Source organism: Novosphingobium sp. GW835-FHT14H07, from assembly GCF_058793515.1.
The window spans coordinates 253,329-274,891 of record NZ_JBXAFX010000003.1; the positions used below are offsets into that span (position 1 = coordinate 253,329).

Sequence of the window (21,563 nt, forward strand, 5' to 3'; positions counted from 1 at the left end):
TCACGCCGCACCGGAGGGGATATATGCCCGATAAGACCACAGCCCTTGCCATTGCAGGGGCAACGCTGCTCGCGCTGGCCGCGCCCGCCATTGCCAGCCAGAAACTGGGCGAGACGCAACCGATCCGCGCGCCGGAGACGGTCTACGCCAAGACCTGCGGCTACTGTCATGGCCGCAACGTCGGCCCGATCATCCTTGGCCGGGCAATCCCGGCGGAGAGCGTCAAGTACATCGTCCGCCATGGCCAGAACGGCATGCCCGCCTTCCGCCCGACCGAGGTGAAGCCTGAGGAGCTGGAAGCTCTCGCCGCCTGGATCGAGAAAAGCGATGCTCGCAAGGGGGAGCACGGACAATGAGCGATCTGAACCTCGACCGTCGCGGCCTGCTTGGCGCAGGCATCATCGGTGCAGCCAGCCTTGGCCTTGGCACCGGCGCCAGCGCAAGGAACCCCGCGCCGCTCGCCCCTCACATGTCCAAGGCAGACTTTGCCGGGGCGATGAAGGCCTTCCGCGCTGTCGTTGGTGCGGAATGGGTGTTCGGCGATGAGGAAGCAGTCGCTCCCTACGCCAAGGTTTACGTGCCAGACCCGGCGAACCGCCACGTGCCCATCGGAGCGGTCTGCCCCGAAAGCGTTGAGCAGATTCAGGAGATCGTCCGCATCGCCAACAAGTACCGCCAGCCGCTCTGGCCGGTCTCCACCGGCAAGAACATGGGCTACGGGATGACCGCGCCTGCGACGCCCGGCCAGGTCGTGCTCGATCTCAAGCGGATGAACCGCATCCTTGAAGTCGACGCCGATCTCGGGACTTGCCTGCTCGAACCCGGCGTCACCTACCAGCAGCTCAAGGACTACCTGGTAGAGAACAACATTCCGCTGTGGATCGACGTGCCGACTGTCGGCCCGATTGCCTCGCCGGTAGGCAACACGCTCGATCGCGGGGTGGGCTATACGCCCTATGGCGAACACTTCATGTTCCAGTGCGGAATGGAAGTGGTGCTTGCCGATGGGCAAGTCATGCGCACCGGCATGGGCTCGATCAAGGGCAGCACCGCGTGGCAGGCGTTCAAGTGGGGCTACGGACCCTATCTCGACGGCCTGTTCACCCAGTCGAACTTCGGCGTCGTCACCAAGATGGGCCTGTGGCTCATGCCCAAGCCGCCAGTCTACAAGCCGTTCATGGTGCGTCATGGCGAAATGGCCGACGTGCCGCGCATCATCGAGGCGATGCGCCCGCTTCGCGTCTCCAATCTCGTCGCCAACTGCAACCTGATGATGAGCGCGTCCTACCAGCTCGCCATGTTCAAGCGCCGCAACGAGATCGTGCCCGATGGCGCGGCCCTCGACGAGGTTTCTCTCAAGAAGGCGGCCAAGGCCAATGGCCTGGGCATGTGGAACACCTACTTCGCACTCTACGGCACCGAACAGACCGTGGCGGGCGTCGAGCCGATCATCCGCGCCAGCCTTGAAGCCAGCGGCGGTGAAGTGCTTACCGCGGCCGAAATGGGCGATAACCCGTGGTTCCATCACCACGCCACGCTGATGGAAGGCGGCCTCAACCTTGACGAGATCGGCCTGTTGCGCTGGCGCGGGGCCGGCGGGGGCCTTGCATGGTTCGCGCCTGTCGCCGCCGCGCGCGGCGTTGAGGCCGAGCGCCAGACCGCGCTGGCCAAGGAAATCGTCGAACGCCACGGCTTCGACTACACCGCCGCCTACGCCATCGGCTGGCGCGACTTGCACCACATCATCGCGCTGCTGTTCGACAAGTCCGATGCCGAGCAGGAGAAGAAGGCCGACGCCTGCTACCGCGAACTCGTCACCCGCTTCGGCGCGCAAGGCTGGGCGAGCTACCGCACCGGCGTGAACTCGATGGAGCTTGTCGCCCAGCAGTACGGGGCCGTGAACCGCGAATTCAACGCCAAGATCAAGCACGCGCTCGATCCAAACGGCATTCTCGCCCCCGGCAAATCAGGAATCGTGTAAGATGATGCGCTTCGAAGGAAAGGCCGTCCTCGTGACGGGCGCCGCCACCGGCATCGGCCGGGCCACAGCCATCGCATTCGCGCGCGAAGGCGCCTCGGTAATGATCGGCGACATCGACGACCGCGCCGATGAAACCGTCGCGATGATTCTCGGAGAAGGGGGCCGTGCGGCCTTCCGCAAGACCGACGTGCGCAAGGCCCCGGAGCTGGACGAACTGGTGGCGCAATGCCTCGACCGCTTCGGCCGGATGGATGCGGCGTTCAATAACGCCGGCGTCCTGCCACCGCAGCGTCCGATCCACGAAATTCCGGAGGACGAACTCGACCTTGCCATCGACGTCGACTTCAAGGGTGTGTTCTTCGCCATGCAGGCCGAAATCCGCCACTTCCTGGAGGTCGGCGGCGGGGCAATCGTCAACACCGCCAGCGTCGGCGCGCTGATCGCGGATCCCAATATGAGCGCCTACTGCGCAATGAAGCACGCCGTCTCCGGCCTGACCAAGGCGGCGGCCGTGGAATATGCCCAGCAAGGCATCCGCGTGAACGCCATCGCGCCCGGCTTCGTCGTCACCCCGATGACCCAGCACTGGGCCGACAGCAACGAATTCACCCAGATGTTCTTCGCCCAGAACATTTCAGGCCGCGCCGCGCGCCCCGAGGAAATCGCTCCCACGGTGCTGCACCTGTGCTCGGACGGAGCCAGCTTCATCAACGGCGCCACTTTCACCATCGACGGCGGCCAAACCGCACACTGAGGAGACGGAAATGCGAAAGGTTCTCTCGCTTCTCGCGGCATCGGCGCTTTCAATCAGCGCAGCCCATGCCCAGACACCTGCAAAGGGGCCGCTCGAATACAAGGTGATCCCGACCAGCCCGGTCAGCATGGTGGCCAACGTCACCCTGATCACCGGTGAGAAGGACGCCGTCCTTGTCGACGTACCCTTTGCCCGGTCCGACGCCATGCGCGTTGCCGCTGAAGTGCTCGACAGCGGCAAGAGCCTCAAGGCGATCATCATCACGCATGATCACCCCGATCACTTCTTCGGACTGGACGTGCTGCAGGATGCATTCCCGGACGCTAAGATCATCGCCAATCCGGTTGCCGCCAAGGATATGGCGCGCTCGATCCCGATCAAGTTCAAGCGCTGGAGCGGACAGCTCGGCACGAATGCGCCCAAGCGCCCGGTGCAGCCCGTGGCGATGGCCGGAGACAGCTTCGATCTCGAAGGCCACAAGCTTCAGGTTCTGGGCCCGATGCAGGGCGATCACGTCCATTCGACCGTGGTCTGGGACGCCGAGACCCGCACCCTGATCGCAGGGGACATTCTCTACAATGGCGTCTACGTCTGGCTCGGCGAACACGGACCTGCGCAGTACGATGCCTGGCTGAAGACGCTTGACCAGCTCGAGGCGCTCAATCCGGTCAAGGTCGTCGCCGGACACACCAAGCCCGGCCTGCCTGATGACAGCATGAGCATCGGCTGGACCCGTGCCTACATCAAGGCCTTCGCCGAGGCGCGCAGCCGGTCGAAGACCTCAAAGGAACTCGCCGCGATCATGGCCGCGAAGTATCCCAATGCGACCGAAGTCTACGGCGGGTTCCTGCTCGGCATCTCCAGCCAGGTTGGCGCTGGCGAAATTCCGCCGTGGGATGAGTGAGGGACGATGAACGAGACGGAAGGCTGAGACCTCGAACGGCCTCTTCATGCACATGCCTCGGTGACCGCCCTCAAGTCGCCAGCGAGATATAGCCCAGCTGCGCCGCCTTGAAGACTGTCTGGCTGCGGTTCACCGCATTGAGCTTCATCGAGGCGTTGTGGATGTGGAAACGCACCGTGGCCCGGCTGCGGCCCATGATCATGCTGATTTCCAGGTCGGTCTTGCCGATGGCCGCCCAGCGCAGGCACTCCACCTCACGCTTTGACAGGCGCGAGCCCGAGGGCAGGGCCTGCGCCGATCCCATCGCATGGACATAGCTGGCGATGAAGGTGCGTGCATAGATGCCGAAGGCGTCGCCGTTCTCAAGGAACACGTCATCCAGTTCGGTCTGCGCAGGATCGAGCGGATTGAAGCTGACTGCACCGATCTGCCCGAACGGCAGGTGCACGGGCACGACGATGGCAGCGCGGGTCATCGCGCGAGCCTCGAAGTTGGTGAGGTCGATGGCGGTCAGGTAGTGGTTAGGCTGGCGGGTGTGAAAACCGTTGGCGTTCACCCAGAATGGCTCGCTCTCGAACCGGCACGCAGACGTCAGCGGCGAATCGAGCGCGATGCGCGAATTGCGCCACCACACCTTCTCGTCGTTCCAGCCGAATACGTCGCGTGCCAGGATGTTGCCATCGGCATCGACCGGCGTGCGCTTGTCAGCAATATCGTGCGCAGGGGCGGCACGCATGCCGGCGGCCGTTGCGATCTGGTGCAGGGCTTCTGCCGCGCGGCGCACGTCCTGCGGATTGCTGATCCTGACCGAGTCGATCGACTCCACCGAAAGCTGCACTGACCTCTCCTGTACTTATGGACATGGGTCATACCGGCCAAGTGCTTTGGAAACAACGACGGTATTGGCTCAAACGCCTAGTCATTTGCGCAGCATGGCGAGCCGTGCGAACTTGTTACAGGTCGTCTCCTTGAGGAGAGGGACGTGAATTTCGACCTGAATGAAGACGAGGAAATGCTCAAGGCCCTTGCCGAGCGCTTCGTCGATGACAACTACGACCTCGATCGCCGCCGTGTCTATCTCGGCGGGGCGAATGGCTTCTCGCCGCAGATGTGGTCCCTGCTGGCCGAACTCGGCCTCGTTGCGGCACCCCTGTCATTCGAAAGTGGCGGGATGGCGCTAGATGCCACTGCGATCGCCACGGTGTTTCAGGCGCTGGGCAAGGGCCTCGTCGTCGAACCCCTGATAGAAAACGTGATGGTCGCAGCGCGGCTGTTCGAACGCGTCGCCCCGGCCGATCTTGCTGCACAATGGATGGACGGCCTTGCCATGGGCACCCGCCGCCTTGCGCTGGCCCATGCAGAACAGCGTGCCCGTGCAGGACGGACCTTCATCGAAACGCGCGTCGATGATGCGGGCGCTCTGACCGGAGCGAAATCGTGCGTGCCCGCTGGCGCCGGGGTTGATGGCTATATCGTCACCGCGCGCGAACATGGCGCACCTGCCGATCAGGAAGGCGTGGCGCTCTATCTCGTCGCCGCCGATGCGCCCGGTCTTTCGATCAACCCGTGGCGGATGGTGGACGGATCGCTGGCAGTCTCGCTCGATCTCGCTGCGGTGCCGGCCCAGCGGCTCGGCGGCTCGCTGGCCGATGTTGCCGAAGTCGGCGTGCTTGCCTCGCTCGCCCGATCTGCCGAGGCGCTGGGTATAATGCAGCAGCTGTTCGAAGCCACGCTCGATTACCTGCGCACGCGTCAGCAGTTCGGCACGCCCCTGGGCTCGTTCCAGGCGATCCAGCACCGCATGGCCGCGCAATATGCCGCGATCGAGCAGGGTAGGGCACTGCTCGATCTTGCCATTGTCAGCCAGGGATCGGACAGGTTCGCCACCGCCGTTGACGGCCTGCGCGCCTTCGTCGCCCCGGCTTCGGTCGAACTTGGGCACGAGATGATCCAGTTCCACGGCGGCATGGGCGTGACCGACGAACTGTTCATCGGCCACGGTCACAAGCGCCTGCTTGCCCTGTCGCGCTGGCCCGACGACGGGCTTGCCGCGCTCGACCGGTTTGCTGCTGCCTGAAGGAAGATGGCCCGAACCTGAAGGTTTCAGGGCCGTCTTGCCTCAGAACTCCGACCAGTCTTCGGCAAGCGCGAGGCTGCCGCTGGTTTGCATCGGAGCAGCTGACTTTACAGGAGACTGAAGGGCAGCACCGGGCGAACGTACCACGACCGGTCCGGTAACCCTTGGCCTGGCGCTCGGCTGATCCTTGATCAGGAACGCGCCGACGCCTGCGGACAAGGCATTGGCCTGTTCCGACAGACTGCGCGCCGCCGCTGCCGATTGCTCGACCATGGCGGCGTTCTGCTGCGTCATCTGGTCCATCTCGGCCACGTCGGCATTCACGCCGGCAAGGTTGCGCACTTGCTCTGCGGTATGCGAGGCGACTTCGGTGATGAAGCTGCTGATCTCGTCGATCAGTCCGTTCAATTCTCCGAGCACCGAGCGCGTCCGCTCGACGGTCGTGACGCCCCTGGCAACCGTGCTGGTACTGCTATCGACCAGCCCCTTGATATCCCGCGCAGCTTCGGCGCAGCGCTGGGCAAGGGCGCGCACCTCGGTGGCGACAACGGCAAAACCCTTGCCAGCCTCCCCTGCGCGCGCCGCTTCCACGCCAGCGTTGAGCGCCAGCAAGTTGGTCTGGAAGGCGATGCCGTCGATCAGCCCGACAATCCGGCCGATTTCCTGAGACGACTTCTCGATCTCGTGCATGGAATCCATTGCCGAGGCGGCAACCTCGTGGCCTTCTGCGGCCTTGGCGGCTACGCTGGCCACGGAGCGGTGGGCGGTATCTGCGCGCTCGGCGGTCTGGCCAAGCGCGCTGGTAACCTGGTTCATCGCCGTCGCCGCACGCTGCAGGTTGGCGGCCTGCCGTTCGTTGCGGCGGGCAAGATCGGCTGAAGCTGCGTCAATCTCCTCCGATCCGGTCAGCACCGTTCCGGCGAGGCCGCGAATGCTGGCGAGCGCGTCCGAGATACTGGCAAGCCCCGCATTGAAGTTGCGGCGCATCTCCTCGTACTCGCCGGGGAACGCCTCGGTGACTTCTGCCGTGAGGTCGTTGGCGGCCAGTCGTTCCAGCGAACTGTTCATTCGGTCGATGATCCGGCGCTGCGTTTCCAGATCGGTCGAGGCGCGGATGCTGAGGCGAAACTTCTCCATCGCCTTGGTCATGCGCCCCACGCAATCGGCATGGTTCGTATAGCGGATCGGACTTTCGGTATCGCCGCCGGCTAGCGCTTCCATGCGTACGACCGTGTCCACATAGGGCCTGCAAATCCGCTCCGTCACTGTGCGCATGATCATGAAGGTCAGGACCAGCGAGATGACTGCGGCGCCTGAAACGAGCATGAGGATGTGCTCGGGGAACAGCAGAATGGCGGGAACGTCGAAAAGGTTCAATGCCGAAGCGCCGAGCAGCGCCAGCATCATCAAGCGCATTTTTTCGCGGATCGGCGCCTGCGTTTCGAACCAGTCCAACATGCAGCGGTTCCTTTCTTTCCTCGCCGCTTCCATTGGTACGCACGGCGATGAACTGCGAACAATCTCGCGAACCGTCTTACCTCTCGAGCATGAACGCCGGCCTCCATGCCCGATTGTTGAAACTCCTCATGTCCTTTGGTGCAGGTTTCGGCTTGGCCAAGGGGCAGGACCCTCGCGATGCGCGCAGCATCCTTCCAAGGTACAATTGGCCTCGTCCCGGCTTGGGCGCACACTGGTGCCAGATCTCGATAACAGGATTTCGGAGGACCGAGGATGTTGCAGCAGGCCCTTAGCCAGTTCACTGGCGTTTCACTCATTCGCGACAAGTTCGACAACTTCATCGGCGGCAAGTGGGTTGCCCCGGTGAAGGGTGCGTACTTCGACAATATCTCGCCGGTGACGGGCCAGGTCGTGTGCCAGGTCGCGCGTGGCACGGCCGAGGACATCGAGCTGGCGCTCGATGCCGCCCACGCTGCCAAGGATGCCTGGGGCAAGATGTCGACCACCGAACGGTCGAACATCCTGCTCAAGGTCGCCGACAAGATGGAAGCGAACCTCGATCTGCTGGCGATGGCCGAGACCATCGACAACGGCAAGCCGATCCGCGAGACGACCGCCGCCGACATTCCGCTCGCCATCGACCACTTCCGCTATTTCGCCGCCTGCGTGCGGGCGCAGGAAGGTTCGATTGCCGAGATCGACCACGACACCGTCGCCTATCACTTCCACGAACCGCTGGGCGTGGTCGGCCAGATCATCCCGTGGAACTTCCCGATCCTGATGGCGGCGTGGAAGCTTGCCCCGGCGCTGGCCGCAGGCAACTGCGTGGTGCTCAAGCCTGCCGAACAGACCCCGATGTCGATCCTCGTGCTTGCCGAACTGATTGCCGACATCCTGCCCGCCGGCACGCTCAACATCGTCAACGGCTTCGGCATCGAAGCAGGCAAGCCGCTTGCCACCAACAAGCGCATCAGCAAGATCGCGTTCACCGGCGAGACCACCACCGGTCGCCTGATCATGCAGTATGCGTCGGAAAACCTCATCCCCTGCACGCTGGAACTGGGCGGAAAGAGCCCGAACATCTTCTTTGCTGACGTGATGGACCACGACGACGACTTCCTCGACAAGGCGCTCGAAGGCTTCACCATGTTCGCGCTCAACCAGGGCGAAGTCTGCACCTGCCCGAGCCGCGCGCTGGTGCATGAATCGATCTATGACCGCTTCATGGAAAAGGCGATTGCCCGGGTCGAGGCGATCAAGCTCGGCAGCCCGCTCGATGCATCGACGATGATCGGCGCGCAGGCATCGAACGACCAGATGGAGAAGATCCTCTCCTACATCCAGATCGGCAAGGACGAAGGTGCCAAGGTCCTCACCGGCGGCGAGCGCGCGATGCACGAGGGCGATCTTGCGCAAGGCTACTACGTCAAGCCGACCGTGCTCGAAGGCCACAACAAGATGCGCGTGTTCCAGGAAGAGATCTTCGGCCCGGTCCTCGCCGTGACCAGGTTCTCGACCGACGAGGAAGCATTGGAGATCGCCAACGACACCCTCTACGGCCTCGGTGCTGGCGTCTGGACCCGCGATGGAACCCGCGCCTATCGCTTCGGCCGCGGCATCCAGGCCGGTCGCGTCTGGACCAACTGCTACCACGCCTACCCGGCCCACGCGGCATTCGGCGGCTACAAGCAGTCGGGCATCGGGCGCGAAACCCACAAGATGATGCTCGATCACTACCAGCAGACCAAGAACCTGCTGGTCAGCTACAGCCCCAAGAAGCTCGGCTTCTTCTGAGGCGGAAGATGGAGATACCGGCGTAACTGCTGGAGGGAGACGGCGCGGCGCAGGGAGGAAGGTCCCGCCCGCGCCGTCACCATTTGTGATCTGCCCTTTGCACTTCGGCCGCAAGAGCGCGAAGGTGAAGCGATGAACAAGAGAGGATGAACCGATGGCCCAAGTCGTCGTCAACGTGATGTACAACGCGCCTGCCGATCCGGAAGCGTTCGAAGCCTATTACTTCGGCACGCACATGCCGATCGCCGGGAAAATTCCCTCGGTCGAGAAGGTCGTCCTCCTCAAGGGCCTGCCCGGACCCGATGGGAGCCCTCCGCCGTACTACCGCCTGACCCAGATCTGGTTCGCCGATGCCGCCGCCATGGCCGCAGGCATGGGCTCGGCCGAAGCCCAGGCCGCAACTGGCGACATTCCGAACTTCGCCACGGGCGGCGCATCGGTCATGATCTCCGAAGTCGGATGAGCAACCTGCCGGCCCGCGTTCTCAATACGCCTGAAGCCGGGGACTGGATCGCCCGGCTGACGGCTGCTCACGGACCGCTGATGTTCCATCAGTCGGGCGGATGCTGTGATGGCTCCGCCCCGATGTGCTTCGTGGCTGGCGAGTTCCGGGTCGGAGGGCAGGACGTGCTGCTCGGCCATGTGGCCGAGGGTACGCCGGTATGGATCGGGGCGGCGCAGTTCGAATACTGGCGGCACACCCAGGTCACCATCGACGTCGTTCCGGGGCGCGGCTCGGGGATGAGCCTTGAAGCGCCCGAAGGCGTGCGCTTCATCGTGCGCAGCCGGGTGTTCAGCGATGATGAAAGCGCTGCGCTCGAGGCCGCGGGCGAGCCGCCGCGAGGGGACAGCGTTGCACTTGGCGAGGGCACGGCTTCGCCCTAAGCTGCGCGGCAGGCAGGAGAACCCGCAAGAGGTCAGGCCATGGAGGATGCGGTGATGGAAACGGCGACAGCAGTGGACGAGGCGCGCATGATAGCGTGCACTTCGCGCGCAGCCGATCCCCGCGCCGCAGTGGCCGAGCTTGCCGAGTGCATCGAAGGCCGCAAGCTGGCCGGGGCGCTGCTGTTTTGCTCCAACGCCTATCCCCGCGATGCCCTTCAGGCCGAACTGGCCAGCGCCATGCCCGAAGTGCGGCTCTTTGGCTGCACCAGCGCAGGTGAATTGAACGATCAGGGGTATGATACCCATTCGATCGTGCTGATCGGATTCCCCGAAGGCCCCTTTTCCATGGCCTCGCTGCGCTTTGACGATCTCGATCATTTCGATCCGCAGGCTGCACAGGGCGCCATCCGCCAGCTCGTCGCCCAGTCGCGGCGCGAACATGGCGAGGGGCTGCATCAGGTCGCGCTGTTCTTCGTCGATGGCCTTTCCCACCGCGAAGAACTGCTGACGATGACCGCGCAGCATGCGCTGGGCGATATCCAGTTGATCGGCGGGTCAAGCGGCGACGGCCTGTCGTTCCGCGACACGGCCATTTTCCACGAAGGAGCCTTCCACAAGGACGCCGCTGTCATCGTCCTTCTCACCAGCCGCCGCCCTCTCCATGTCTTCTGCAAGAGCTTCTATCGTCCCGGCCCGGCCAAGATGGTCATAACCGAGGCCGATGCCGAATCTCGGGTCGTCACCGAGATCAATGCCGCCCCCGCCGCCGAGGAATACCGCCGCCTTGCCGGAAGTCCGCCGTCCGAACTCAACGCCCAGTTCTTTGCCGCCTATCCTCCCATCGTGCGCACCGGCGGCCAGTTCCACGTCCGGTCGATCCAGACGGCCAATGACGATGGCTCGCTGACCTTCTACTGCGCGATCGATACCGGCGTCGTCCTGTCCATCGGGGAACCGGTAGATCGCATCGCCGAAATGGATGCCCTGTTCGATGAAATCGGTCGCAAGGTGGGCGAGATCGACCATGTCGTCGGCTTCGATTGCGTGCTGAACCGCCTCGATGCCGAAGACCGCCAGCAGGCCGGCATTGTCTCGCGCATGTACGTCGCCAACCGCGTTTTCGGCTTCAACACCTATGGCGAGCAGTTTCGCGCCGCGCACATGAACCAGACCTTCACCGGTCTCGCCGTCGGGCGATGAGCGGCTCGAATCTCACCGGCATTCTTGCCCCCGCCATGGTCAATGGCGAGGACGAGATCACCGCCTTGCGCGCCCGCGTGCGCCAGCTCGAAAAGATCAACGCCGCGCTGATGGACCGGGTGGAACGCTCAGGTGACATGGAGGGCGGCGCGTTCTCAATGTTCGAAACCGCCATCGCGCTCGAATCCGTGGTCCGGGACCGCACGAGCGCGCTCGAGGCGGCCATGGCCGAACTCGCCGCCGCCAACGAAGACGCCACTGCCGCCCGCGTCCTGCTGCGCGATGCGATCGAATCCCTCAGCGACGGGTTTGCCCTCTTCGACGCCGATGACCGCCTGATCCTGTGCAACCGCGCCTTCCTCAAGATATTCCCTGCCGTCGAACCGATTTCCGGTGACAGCCCGGAGTTCGCCGAAATGGCCAGCCGCGTGGCGCTGACCGGCTCGACTCTCGGCGCCGCAACCGGTCCGGATCGCTGGCTCAGCGACCGGGTAGACTGGCACCGCCGCGCCGAAGGGGCCCATGTGCAGGCGCTGGGCGACGGGCGCTGGATCCAGATCAACGAACTGCGCACCAGCGATGGCGGCATCGTCGGCATCTATACCGACATCACCTCGGTCAAGGCCGAGGACGCCCGCCAGCGCGCCTTGGAACTGGCAGAGCGCAACCTCGCATTGCAGGCCACGCTCGATACCCTGTCCGAAGGCGTCTGCCTGTTCGATGCCCAGCGCCGGATGCAGGCGTGGAACGAAGGCCTCGTCCGCGTGCTCGGCCTTTCCGGCAGTGACCTGCTGCGCCATGTCGAAAGCCATGCCCAGCTGGTGCAGTGGTGCAGCTGGCGATTGGGCCTCGAATGTGCCGACAGCCTTGCCTGGCGGGAAGGCGATACGCGCCAGCTTTCCGCCGAATGCCTGATGGATGGCCGGCACTTCGTGATCCGCTCGGTCCCGCTCGGTAACGGCGGCATGGTCTTCACCTTTGACGACGTGACCGACCACGTCAGCCTGCAACGCTCGTTGACCGAGACCGCCGAACTGCTGGAGCGCCGGGTGCAGGAGCGCACCGCCGAACTGGTCGAAGTCAACCGCCAGCTGGTCGAGGCAAAGAACGAGGCCGAAACCGCCAACCGCTCCAAGACCAGCTTCCTCGCCGCCGCCAGCCATGACTTGCTCCAGCCCCTGAACGCCGCGCGCCTGTTCGTCTCGGCAATGGACGGCCTCAAGTTGCCGGAGCGTCCGCGCGCTCTCGTCAGCCAGGCGTCAACCGCGCTGGATTCGGTCGAGGACCTGCTCGAAGCCCTGTTCGAGATTTCCCGCCTCGATGCCGGTGCCATCCAGCCCGAGATCGGCGATCATTCGCTCGGCGCGATCCTCCATGCCCTGCGCGTGGAATTCGCCCCGCTCGCAGCCGCCGGCAAGCTCGAATTCGACGTGGTCGAAACGCCGGCCTGGGTTCGCTCCGACGCGCGCCTCTTGCGCCGCGTCCTCCAGAACTTCGTATCGAACGCGATCCGCTATACCGAGGCTGGCCGCGTCGCTGTCGAAGTCGACGAGATACAGGGCATGATCCGCGTCACCGTGCGCGATACCGGCCCCGGCATCGCCGCGTCCGACCGCGAGGAAATCTTCGGCGAGTTCCGCCGCGTCGGCAAGACGCAGAAAATCCCCGGCAAGGGCCTTGGCCTTGCCATCGTGCGCCGCGTGTCGACCATGCTCGATCACCCGATCGGCCTCGATTCCGTCCCCGGCCTCGGTTCCGCCTTCTCGATCATGCTCCCCCGCGTCGAACCTGTCGCCGCGCCCGCGCCGGTCGAGCAGCCCCCGGCAGTGCCGACCGGCAACGGTGGACTCGTGCTTGTGATCGACAATGACCCCGCCATTCTTTCCGGCATGGAAGCCCTGCTCGAAAACTGGGGCCTCGAAGTTGTCACTGCCCGTGACCCTGCGGAGCCGTGCGTCGCGGCTGCCCTCGCGCGCAAACCGGCCATGGCTATCGTCGACTACCAGCTGGATGATGGCCTGACCGGCGAGGCAGCCATCGCCGCCTTGCGCGCACGCGCCAACTATTACCTGCCGGCGATGGTCATCACGGCCGACCGCAGCGAGGAAACCAAGGCGCGCCTCGGCGCGCTCTCGCTCCCGATCCTCAACAAGCCGGTCAAGCCCGCACAACTGCGCGCCCTGCTCCGGCAGCGGGATGTGCTCTAGCCAACCCCATTCCCCCCAAAACCCCGCTCGCCCCCTAACCCGCTCACCCTGAGCTTGTCGAAGGGTGCCAGAACCCATCTTTCGACAAGCTCAGGATGAGCGGTTGTGGCGTGATGAACGGTTGGATCAGGGTTCGGCGGTGGGGCAGGGGCCGCGCGCAACGTATGCCTAAAGCGCGCGCCGTGCCTTCATCCACGCCTTCGCGTGGTTCTGCACCTGCAATAGCGAGGCGAACACCGATTTGCGCGGCTCGGGCGTGCCGGTCCGCCCGATCGCATCGATCTGGGCATAGTACCACATTTGAACGCCGAAGCCCGCGATGGTGCGGACGGTATCGAATTTCTCCAGCCAGCGCAGCGCCGGGGGCAGCAGGCGCAGCGTGGCCTCGAAGCGGGGCAGGTCGGCGCGGTCCTCCAGCAGATTGCGGCAGGCATCCGGCGCCCCGCACAGCGGTCGCCCGATGCCGATCAGGTCCGCCGCGCCCGTCTCCAGCGCATGCTGCATCGCCGCGCGGCTGCGGAAGCCGCCGGTCACCATCAGCGGCATCCTTGTCAGGCTCGCCTTCATCGCCTTGGCGAAGTCCACGAAATAGGCCTCGCGTGCCGCCGTCGAGGCCGGGACATCCGGCCGTTCGAAAGGGTCCAGCCCTTCCATGTCCATCATCGCCGGTTGCTCATACGATCCGCCAGAAACCTCCAGCAGGTCGACGCCCGCCTCCTCCAGCCAGCGCGCGACGGTCAGGCTCTCCTCGAAGGCAAACCCGCCTCGCTGGAAGTCTGCCGAATTGAGCTTCACCGAGATGCCGAACTGCGGGCCCACGGCTTCGCGCACCGCTCGCACGGTCTCCATCAGGAACCGCGCCCGGTTCTCCAGAGATCCGCCCCATCGGTCGGTGCGCTGGTTGCTGCGCGGGTTGAGGAATTGCGAAAGCAGGTAGCCATGCGCGGCATGGATCTGCACCCCGCCAAAGCCCGCGTCCTGCGCCGCTTTCGCACAAGTGGCAAACCGCCCGATCAGATCGAGGATCTCCGCTTCCTCAAGCGGCACCGGCTCGCCGAACTGCCCGCCCGGCAGCCCCAGCTTCACCGCCGATGGCGCCTTGGGGTGCGGGTTGACAGTGGCCTGCGTCTGCCGCCCTGCGTGGCTGATCTGCATCCACAACTGGTTGCCTGCGCGCGTCCCGGCCTTTGCCCACTGCGCCAGAGCCGCCTTCGTCGCCGCATCGGGGGCGCGATCGACGATGACATTGCCGGGGCGCTCCAGATGGTCACCATCGATCTGCACGTTGCCGGTTATTAGCAGGCCCGCGCCACCATCTGCCCACACGCCATAGAGCCGGTCAAGCTCCGGCGTCGGTCTGCCCGACGGATCGGCCAGTCCCTCGGTCATCGCGCCCTTGGCGAGGCGGTTCGGAATGACGATGCCGCACGGCAGGGCCAGCGGTGTCTTGATCAGCATGGCAATCTCCCCCGCGCCAGTCTGCCAGACCGGGCGCGTAGTGCAATTGCCGGATCGTGACCGTTTACCCCTTGAAGCCGATCTTCCCGGCCATGATCACCGCCTGCGTCCGCGAAAAGACGTTCATCTTCTGCAGGATCGCGGAAACGTGCGCCTTCACCGTCGTCATCGAGACATCGAGTTCATAGGCGATCTGCTTGTTGAGCCGCCCGGCGACGAGGTGCCCCAGGACCACCCGCTGCTGCGGGGTCAGGCTGTCGATCCGGCTGCGGATCGCGTCTTCCTCGGCAGCGGCAGAGTCATCACCTTCGAGTTCAGGCATGTAGATCTCGCCCGAAAGCACCTGGTTCAGCGCGTCGAGGATTGCCGCGCGCTTGAGACTCTTGGGCACGAAGCCCGCCGCCCCTGCGGCCAGCGCATCGCGCACCACCTTGCGGTCGGTCACGCCCGAGACCATCACTACCGGCGTCGCCGGAAAGCGGTCACGCAGGGCTTCGAGGCCCGACAGGTGAGAAACATCCGGAATGTTGAGGTCCAGCAGGACCAGGTCGACATCCCCTTCCTGCTCGAGGGTATTGAGCGCAGCTTCCAGGCTGTCTGCTTCAAGGATCGTGCAGGAGGGAAAGGCGTCGTCGAAGATCGAGCGCAGCCCATCACGCACCAGCGAATGGTCGTCCACGATCAGCACGCGATCAGGTCCGTTTACGGCCATGGCAGCGCTCCCCCTTTCGGCTGCGAACGTGGTCATTGCGATGGTATTGCTCATCTGTCTCTACCCGGGGAGGGGGTGGAGCGCCAGACCTGCGGTAAGGTCCGGCGCCCCGGGGAAAATCACTTCGGCAGCTTGAACACCCAGAGCGAACCGCCCTGGCTGATCTCCTTGAAGGTCTTGGCCACCTCGCCGCCCCACAGCGGCACCGCGCCGCCCCAGCCGGACATGACCGCGACATACTGTTCGCCGTCCTGCTCCCAGGTCACCGGCGAGCCGACCACGCCCGACCCGGTCTGGAACTTCCAGAGTTCCGCACCCGTCTTGGCGTCGAAGGCCTTGAGGTAGCCCTCGGGCGTGCCGGTGAACACCAGATTGCCGCGCGTGGCCAGAACACCACCCCACAGCGGAGCCTTGTTCTTGTACTCCCACACGATCTTGCCGGTGGCCGGGTCCATCGCGCGAAGCGCACCGATGTGATCTTCTGCAATCGGCTTGATGGTGAAGCCTGCACCCAGGTAGGCCGCGCCCTTCTTGTAGGCGATGGGCTCGTTCCAGATGTCCATGCCCCAGTCGTTGCTGGGCACATAGAACAGGCCGGTGTCCTGCGAATAGGCCATCGGCATCCAGTTCTTGCCGCCGAGGAACGACGGGCTGGCGAACACGGTCTTGCCTTTTTCCGCGGCATTGGGCGCGCCGGGGCGGTTTTCGGCCACGTAGTTCGGACGGCCGGTCTTCAGGTCGATGCCATTGGCCCAGGTCGTCTGCATCACGAACTTGTGCGCGCCCAGCAGCTTGCCGTTGGTGCGGTCAAGCACGTAGAAGTAGCCGTTGCGGTCGGCCTTGGCGCCGAGCTTCATCGGCTTGCCCTTCATCGTGGCATCGAACGGGATGAACTCGTTCACGCCGTCGAAATCCCAGCCGTCATGAGGCGTGGTCTGGTAGTGCCACTTGATCTCGCCGGTATCGGCATCGATCGCCAGTGTCGAGGACGTGTAGAGGTTGTCGCCGGGGCGCAGGTGGCTGTTCCACGGGCCGGGGTTGCCGGTGCCGAAGTAGAGCAGGTTGGTGCCGGGGTCATAAGTGCCGCCCAGCCAGGTCGCGCCGCCGCCGGTCTTCCACAAGTCGCCGGTCCAAGAAGCGTTGAGCTTGCCGGTCATCGTGGAAGGCTTGCCACCCAGCGTGCCGATGTGGCCTTCGATGGTCGGGCGTGACCACACCAGCTCGCCCGTATCCACGTTGCGGGCCTGCACTTCGCCGATCACGCCGAACTCGCCACCCGAATTGCCGGTGATGACCATGTCCTTGACGATCAGCGGCGCCGCCGTTGCCGAATAGCCGGCCTGGTAGTCGGCCAGCTTCTTGTTCCAGATCACCTTGCCGGTATGGCGATCGAGGGCAACGAGATGCGCGTCCAGCGTCGCGAAAATCACCTTGTCGCCATGGATCGCCGCGCCGCGGTTGACCACGTCGCAGCAGGGCATGATGCCATCGGGCAGGCGGGCGTTGTATTCCCACTTCTTCTCGCCGGTGCGCGCATCGAACGCGAAGAGGCGCGAATACGAACCCGTTACATAGATCGTGCCGTCATAGACCAGCGGCTGCGATTCCTGACCGCGCTGCTTTTCACCGCCGAGCGATGCTGCGAAAACGGGCACGAGATTCTTGACGTTGCTGGTGTTGAGTTTGTCGAGCGAGCTGAACCGCTGCTGCTGCGGGCCCATGCCATAGCTGATCACGTCGCCGGGCGTGGCCGCATCGTTGATGATGTCCGCGCTGGTCGGCCCGCCGGCAATGGCTGGAACTGCCGAAAGACTGGTGGCTGCCGCAAGGCCTGCCAACACGATTGAAAAACGCCGCTTCATCCTGTCCCTCCTGTTATGGGGTCTTGTTCTGCGATGGAGTGCGGTCATGCGGGAATCCCCCCGGTTCGCCACTGATCCCCTATCGTCGATGTGAGCCTATCGGTTGCAGTATGCTGCACAATTGAACCTTGGGATAAGGCCTTGTGCTTCATGCCCAGGCGCGCCAAATGCTGCGCAACACAACCGCAGCAAAAACGGTTCGGGGAACACCGGTCGCAGTCGGTGTTCCCGTCCCCCCGTTGGCCCGCCAATCGAGGATGGCGGGTGCGAGCTGACCGTTCAGGATTGCGCGGAAAGCGCCGGCTTCCAGTTCACGCCATGGCGTTGGAACAGCGCGGCCATGCGCCCATCGCCAATCATCTGCTCGAGCACTTGCTCAAGCCTGAAGCCCAGGTTGCGCGAATTTTCCTTTACCGCGATTCCAATGTCCCAGCCCGGCGACATCATCATTGGCAGCGGTCCCTTGCGCACCTTGATCCCGGCGTCGGGGTTGTCGGCGACGACAGCCTCGATCTGCGCGGTGGTCGCCACGGTGAAGTCGGCACTGCCATCCACCAGCGCGGCGGGCGCATCATAGCCATTGGGAACGTGGACCAGGTCCTTGGCAAGGACGCCGCCAGCGTGGCCGAGCAGGTAGAAGTCAGGGATCGAGGCGAGTTCGGCGGTGATCTTCCGGCCCTTGAACGACGCCGGCACCGCTTCGCAGTTGCCGCCATCGCGCGAACAGGCCGCGCCAAAGGTTTCGCGGTAATAAGGCGCAAGGAACACGACATTGTCTTCCTGCTGTATCAGCTGCCGCTCGAAGGGTACGTGCAGCATCACGTCGCATGGCTGAAACCCGAGCAGCCCCCCGCGCCAGACCACGTTGCGCAAGTCGTCGGAGATGTCCTCGCCCGCGAAGAACAGCTGGACATCGGCGCGAACGCCCAGCGCTTCGGCGAGCGCGCGCGCAATGTCGGCATCGATGCCTGCCACCTTGCCGTCCTTGTTCCACGACCAGGGCCGGTTATCCGCATAGAGTCCGACCCGAAGGACTCCGAGGTCTTTGACCTTCTCAAGCGGTGCGGCAAAGGCGCTGGAGGACGCGGCCAGCGCGGATAGCGCTAGCCCCTGCAGGAACGAACGCCTGCTGGCGCGCATTGCGGTCACTCTTCCGTATGCTTGGATTCGATCCAGGTGCGGATCGCCCATCCGGCCTTCTGGCCGAGCACTTCGCCGAACGGTGGCATATAGACCTTGCCATCGCGTGACGAGCCGTGCTGGAAGCGCTGGACGAACCATTCGTCGCCGCTGTCGCCGGTTTCGAGATAACGCAGGTCAGGCGCAATTCCGCCCGAGATCGCGTCGAGCCCGTGGCAGCGTGCGCAGTTCTGGCCATAGGCAGACTGGCCGATCTCCAGCGCCTTCTCGTTGCCGCGGTAGGGGTTGACCGTCACCCAGGTGTCATTGCCACCGACAAGGTCGGGCAGTGCCGAAGTGTCAACCGCTTGCGGCGTGACGTTACCATGCGCGGAAAGGCTCGATGCGATGGCGCCGGTGGCCAGCGCAGCAGCCGCCAGCAGGGCGGCACGGCCCTTGGAGATCTTGATCATCAGTCATCCTCTGCGACACGGGTGCGGATGATCGTCCGCCCCGATAATGCTCTTTGCTTATCGCGCTGCCGGGCCATCGCAAATTGAACCATGGTACAAGACCAAGGTGTCATATGCGCGCGCACGAGCGTCGGATATGGTGCGCAGCATGGAGAGACAACTGAAGGCATTCGCAGCAACCCTGCTGCTCGGCACCACCCTTGCGCCTGCGGCACACGCAACGCGCGCCTACGTCAGCAACGAACGGTCCTCGACCGTGACGGTGATCGATGTCGAGAAGGGCACGGTCGAGGCGGAATGGCCGGTCGGCAATCGCCCGCGCGGCATCGCGATGACGCGAGACGGCAAGGCCCTGCTCGTCGCCGCCAGCGCGGACAATGCGGTGGAAATGCGCGATCCCGCCACTGGCGCGCTGCTTGCTGCCCTGCCTTCAGGTGCAGATCCGGAGCAGTTCTTCCCCGCCTATTCTGGCAACCTGCTTTTTACTGCGAACGAGGACAACGCCGCCGTCACGGCGATCGATCTCGATGCGCGCAAGGTTGCGTGGCAGGTCACCGTCGGTGACGAGCCCGAAGGCGTCGCACAAAGCCCCGATGGCAAGTGGTTGCTCGTCACCAGCGAGGAGGACAACACCGTCGCCTGGATCGACCTTGCCACGCGCACCGTGGCCGAGGAGATGGAAACCGACGCCCGCCCCCGCAACATCGAATTCGAGGGCGAAGGCCAGAAGGTGTGGATCGCCGCCGAAATGGCCGGGACGGTGCAGATCGCGGACGTCGCCACCAAGTCCATCGAACAGACCATTGCCTTCGCTCCGCCCGGCGTTCCGGCCTACAAGGTCATGCCCTGCGGCATCCGTTTCACCCCCGATGGCAAGACCGCGATTGTCGCTCTTGGACGCGCCGACAGCATCGCCGTCGTCGACGTTCCCACCCGCACGGTGCGCGGCTACGTCAAGGTCGGCGACCGCCCGTGGCACCTTGCCATAACCCCGGACGGAACCCGCGCCATCGTCGCCAACGGAGCCAGCGATTCCGTCTCGTTCGTGGATATTGCGGCGATGCAGGTTACCGCCACGATCAAGGCAGGCGGCGGCCCCTGGGGCGTCGCACTGGGGCGCTGACTGACCTTCGTCATTATCCCAAAGTCCAACGCCCAAAGTCCAATATCGCAGTTTGTTTCCGCGCAGCATTCTCTCCGCTCAGTCGCAGAATAATCGACACGACCTTTCACGGAGGGGATGGAAATGAACATGAAGAAGGCGCTTTGCGCCTCGGTTGCGCTCGCCACGATGGCGATTGCGACCACGCCCGCCTACGCCGGCACGGCCGAACTTCTCAAGCGCCTGCACGAAAAGGGCATCCTCTCCGACGAGGAATATGCCGAGCTGCTGGCCGAGGAAAACAAGCCGTCTCCCGCCCCCGCAGCTGCCGCCGCACCTGCCGGCGATACCATGACCCGCGCCACTGAATCCGTCGATTCCAGCCGCATGGTCCGCATGGCCGCGTCGGGCATCGGCCTAGAAGTCGGCCCCGCCACGATCACGTTCTCTGGCTCGGTCAACGGGTTCTACGTGCACGACAATCCCGCCACGCCCACGGCGCGCACTGCCGTCACCGGGGGCATTGCCAGCGTCGGCGCCAACAACTCCAGCGCGATCCGCAATGGCCTGCTCCCCGGCTTCCTCAAGGTCTCGGTGGCGACCCAGCAGTCGGGTTGGGACGTCGGCGCCACTTTCGGCATGTACCCCGGCATCAACTCGACCGCCTGGGGCGCTCTCGGCGCCAACAACGGCGGCCAGCCGACCGCCCTTGCCACCGCCGGCATCGATTTCCGCCAGACCTACATGACCTTTGGGCGCCCCAACGTCGGCACCTTCAAGATCGGCCGCGATATCGGCCTGTTCGGGTCGGAGGGCATCCTAAACGACATCACACTGCTGTCCTCGGGCACGCCCGGAAACAACGTTGCGCCGGGCAACACCACACTGGGACGCATCGGCGTCGGCTATATCTACACCGATTTCCAGCCCCAGATCACCTACACCTCGCCCAACCTCAAGGGTCTGCAGGCTTCGGTCGGCGTGTTCCAGCCGCTGTCCTCGCTCACCGGCCCTGCCGAGAGCAATTCGGCCCCTGGCTTCCAGGGCAAGGTGACGTATGACGGCAAGTTCGGCGATGTTGCCGCGCGCCTGTGGGTGTCGGGCATCACGCAGAAGCATGATATCGTTGGCGGCGGCAGCTACACCGGCAGCGGCGTGGACTTCGGCGGCAAGGTCACCGTCGGCCCGGTCACGGCGACCGGCTACTACTACACCGCCAGCGGCCTCGGCACGACGGTGCTCGGCCTGTTCGACACCGGCCTTCCGCAGACCGGCAGCGGCGTTGCCAAGCGCGATTCCAGCGGCTTCTACGCCCAGGCGCTGGCCACCTTCGGCAAGGTCTCGGTCGGCGGAAGCTATGGCGAGAGCCACCTCGATTACGCAAGCAACACCGATCGTCTCGCCAATCCGAACCTGCTCGATGTGAACTCCAGCTACGTCGGCCAGGTCCGCTATGGCCTGACCTCGTGGGTCACGCTGATCGGCGAATACGTGCATTCGAAGGCCGTCGCCCACTCGGGCAACAAGGCCGAAAGCGATGCCTTGGCCGTCGGCGGAATCCTGTTCTTCTGAGCCGG

General features: G+C 64.5%; 19 protein-coding genes. 12 read left to right on the forward strand and 7 right to left on the reverse strand.

From position 1 onward, the window contains the following. Positions 1-23 precede the first annotated feature (23 nt). From AC1Q5P_RS04775 to AC1Q5P_RS04790, 4 genes are read left to right on the forward strand one after another with little or no spacing between them, the layout of a single operon-like run. Positions 24-356 (forward strand): c-type cytochrome, encoded by a 333-nt coding sequence (locus AC1Q5P_RS04775; RefSeq protein WP_052242517.1) that lies wholly within the window; start codon positions 24-26, stop codon positions 354-356. Further along, positions 353-1,981: an FAD-binding oxidoreductase gene (locus tag AC1Q5P_RS04780; RefSeq protein WP_492478454.1), complete on the forward strand. Its 1,629-nt coding sequence runs from the start codon at positions 353-355 to the stop codon at positions 1,979-1,981. The genes AC1Q5P_RS04775 and AC1Q5P_RS04780 overlap by 4 nt, the downstream gene beginning before the upstream one ends. A 1-nt stretch (position 1,982) precedes the next feature. Continuing rightward, positions 1,983-2,735, forward strand: coding sequence for an SDR family NAD(P)-dependent oxidoreductase (locus AC1Q5P_RS04785; RefSeq protein WP_492518284.1), 753 nt, complete (start codon positions 1,983-1,985; stop codon positions 2,733-2,735). 10 nt (positions 2,736-2,745) lie between these two features. Beyond that, positions 2,746-3,639 carry an MBL fold metallo-hydrolase gene (locus tag AC1Q5P_RS04790; RefSeq protein ID WP_062343837.1) on the forward strand — a complete coding sequence of 298 codons (894 nt, stop codon included), beginning with the start codon at positions 2,746-2,748 and terminating at the stop codon, positions 3,637-3,639. A gap of 70 nt (positions 3,640-3,709) precedes the next feature. Here AC1Q5P_RS04790 and AC1Q5P_RS04795 read toward each other — a convergent pair whose 3' ends face one another. Then, a complete protein-coding gene (locus AC1Q5P_RS04795; RefSeq protein WP_039335645.1) occupies positions 3,710-4,477 on the reverse strand; it encodes a helix-turn-helix transcriptional regulator in 768 nt (255 codons plus the stop codon). A 144-nt stretch (positions 4,478-4,621) separates the two neighbouring features. On the opposite strand from AC1Q5P_RS04795, the gene AC1Q5P_RS04800 reads away from it, so the two are divergent. Further along, a complete protein-coding gene (locus AC1Q5P_RS04800; protein WP_193828567.1) occupies positions 4,622-5,716 on the forward strand; it encodes an acyl-CoA dehydrogenase family protein in 1,095 nt (364 codons plus the stop codon). A 42-nt stretch (positions 5,717-5,758) separates the two neighbouring features. On the opposite strand, the gene AC1Q5P_RS04805 is transcribed toward AC1Q5P_RS04800, so the two are convergent. After that, complete coding sequence (locus AC1Q5P_RS04805) at positions 5,759-7,174, reverse strand: methyl-accepting chemotaxis protein (protein ID WP_193828566.1); 1,416 nt, start codon at positions 7,172-7,174, stop codon at positions 5,759-5,761. 273 nt (positions 7,175-7,447) lie between these two features. Between AC1Q5P_RS04805 and adh the strand changes: the two genes are divergently transcribed. From adh to AC1Q5P_RS04830, 5 genes are all read left to right on the forward strand, one after another. Next, positions 7,448-8,968 (forward strand): aldehyde dehydrogenase, encoded by a 1,521-nt coding sequence (gene adh / locus AC1Q5P_RS04810; protein WP_039335642.1) that lies wholly within the window; start codon positions 7,448-7,450, stop codon positions 8,966-8,968. Between the two features lie 154 nt (positions 8,969-9,122). Beyond that, on the forward strand, positions 9,123-9,431 hold the full coding sequence (locus AC1Q5P_RS04815; RefSeq protein ID WP_062343840.1) for an EthD family reductase: 309 nt from the start codon (positions 9,123-9,125) through the stop codon (positions 9,429-9,431). Continuing rightward, positions 9,428-9,853 (forward strand): DUF779 domain-containing protein, encoded by a 426-nt coding sequence (locus tag AC1Q5P_RS04820; RefSeq protein ID WP_062343841.1) that lies wholly within the window; start codon positions 9,428-9,430, stop codon positions 9,851-9,853. Before AC1Q5P_RS04815 ends, AC1Q5P_RS04820 begins: the two co-directional genes overlap by 4 nt. A gap of 54 nt (positions 9,854-9,907) precedes the next feature. After that, entirely contained in the window at positions 9,908-11,053 is a 1,146-nt protein-coding gene (locus tag AC1Q5P_RS04825; protein ID WP_492518285.1) for an FIST N-terminal domain-containing protein, read from the forward strand. Next, a complete protein-coding gene (locus AC1Q5P_RS04830; RefSeq protein ID WP_492518286.1) occupies positions 11,050-13,260 on the forward strand; it encodes a hybrid sensor histidine kinase/response regulator in 2,211 nt (736 codons plus the stop codon). Before AC1Q5P_RS04825 ends, AC1Q5P_RS04830 begins: the two co-directional genes overlap by 4 nt. A 168-nt stretch (positions 13,261-13,428) precedes the next feature. On the opposite strand, the gene AC1Q5P_RS04835 is transcribed toward AC1Q5P_RS04830, so the two are convergent. The 5 genes from AC1Q5P_RS04835 to pedF all read right to left on the reverse strand — a co-directional run bounded on the left by AC1Q5P_RS04835 (position 13,429) and on the right by pedF (position 18,884). Beyond that, on the reverse strand, positions 13,429-14,718 hold the full coding sequence (locus AC1Q5P_RS04835) for an NADH:flavin oxidoreductase/NADH oxidase family protein (protein WP_492518287.1): 1,290 nt from the start codon (positions 14,716-14,718) through the stop codon (positions 13,429-13,431). A 64-nt stretch (positions 14,719-14,782) separates the two neighbouring features. Continuing rightward, positions 14,783-15,466, reverse strand: coding sequence for a response regulator transcription factor (locus AC1Q5P_RS04840; RefSeq protein WP_193828866.1), 684 nt, complete (start codon positions 15,464-15,466; stop codon positions 14,783-14,785). Positions 15,467-15,549: 83 nt separating this feature from the next. Continuing rightward, positions 15,550-17,292, reverse strand: a complete 1,743-nt coding sequence (locus AC1Q5P_RS04845; protein WP_039335632.1) for a methanol/ethanol family PQQ-dependent dehydrogenase — start codon at positions 17,290-17,292, stop codon at positions 15,550-15,552. A 279-nt stretch (positions 17,293-17,571) separates the two neighbouring features. Further along, positions 17,572-18,432, reverse strand: a complete 861-nt coding sequence (locus tag AC1Q5P_RS04850) for a substrate-binding periplasmic protein (RefSeq protein WP_039335794.1) — start codon at positions 18,430-18,432, stop codon at positions 17,572-17,574. A gap of 5 nt (positions 18,433-18,437) precedes the next feature. After that, positions 18,438-18,884, reverse strand: coding sequence for a cytochrome c-550 PedF (pedF, locus tag AC1Q5P_RS04855; RefSeq protein ID WP_039335630.1), 447 nt, complete (start codon positions 18,882-18,884; stop codon positions 18,438-18,440). 148 nt (positions 18,885-19,032) lie between these two features. Here pedF and AC1Q5P_RS04860 point away from each other — a divergent pair, with 148 nt between their 5' ends. Both AC1Q5P_RS04860 and AC1Q5P_RS04865 read left to right on the forward strand, forming a co-directional pair. Then, entirely contained in the window at positions 19,033-20,007 is a 975-nt protein-coding gene (locus AC1Q5P_RS04860) for a PQQ-dependent catabolism-associated beta-propeller protein (RefSeq protein ID WP_492518288.1), read from the forward strand. 129 nt (positions 20,008-20,136) lie between these two features. Then, positions 20,137-21,558, forward strand: coding sequence for a porin family protein (locus AC1Q5P_RS04865; RefSeq protein WP_039335791.1), 1,422 nt, complete (start codon positions 20,137-20,139; stop codon positions 21,556-21,558). Positions 21,559-21,563: the final 5 nt, after the last annotated feature.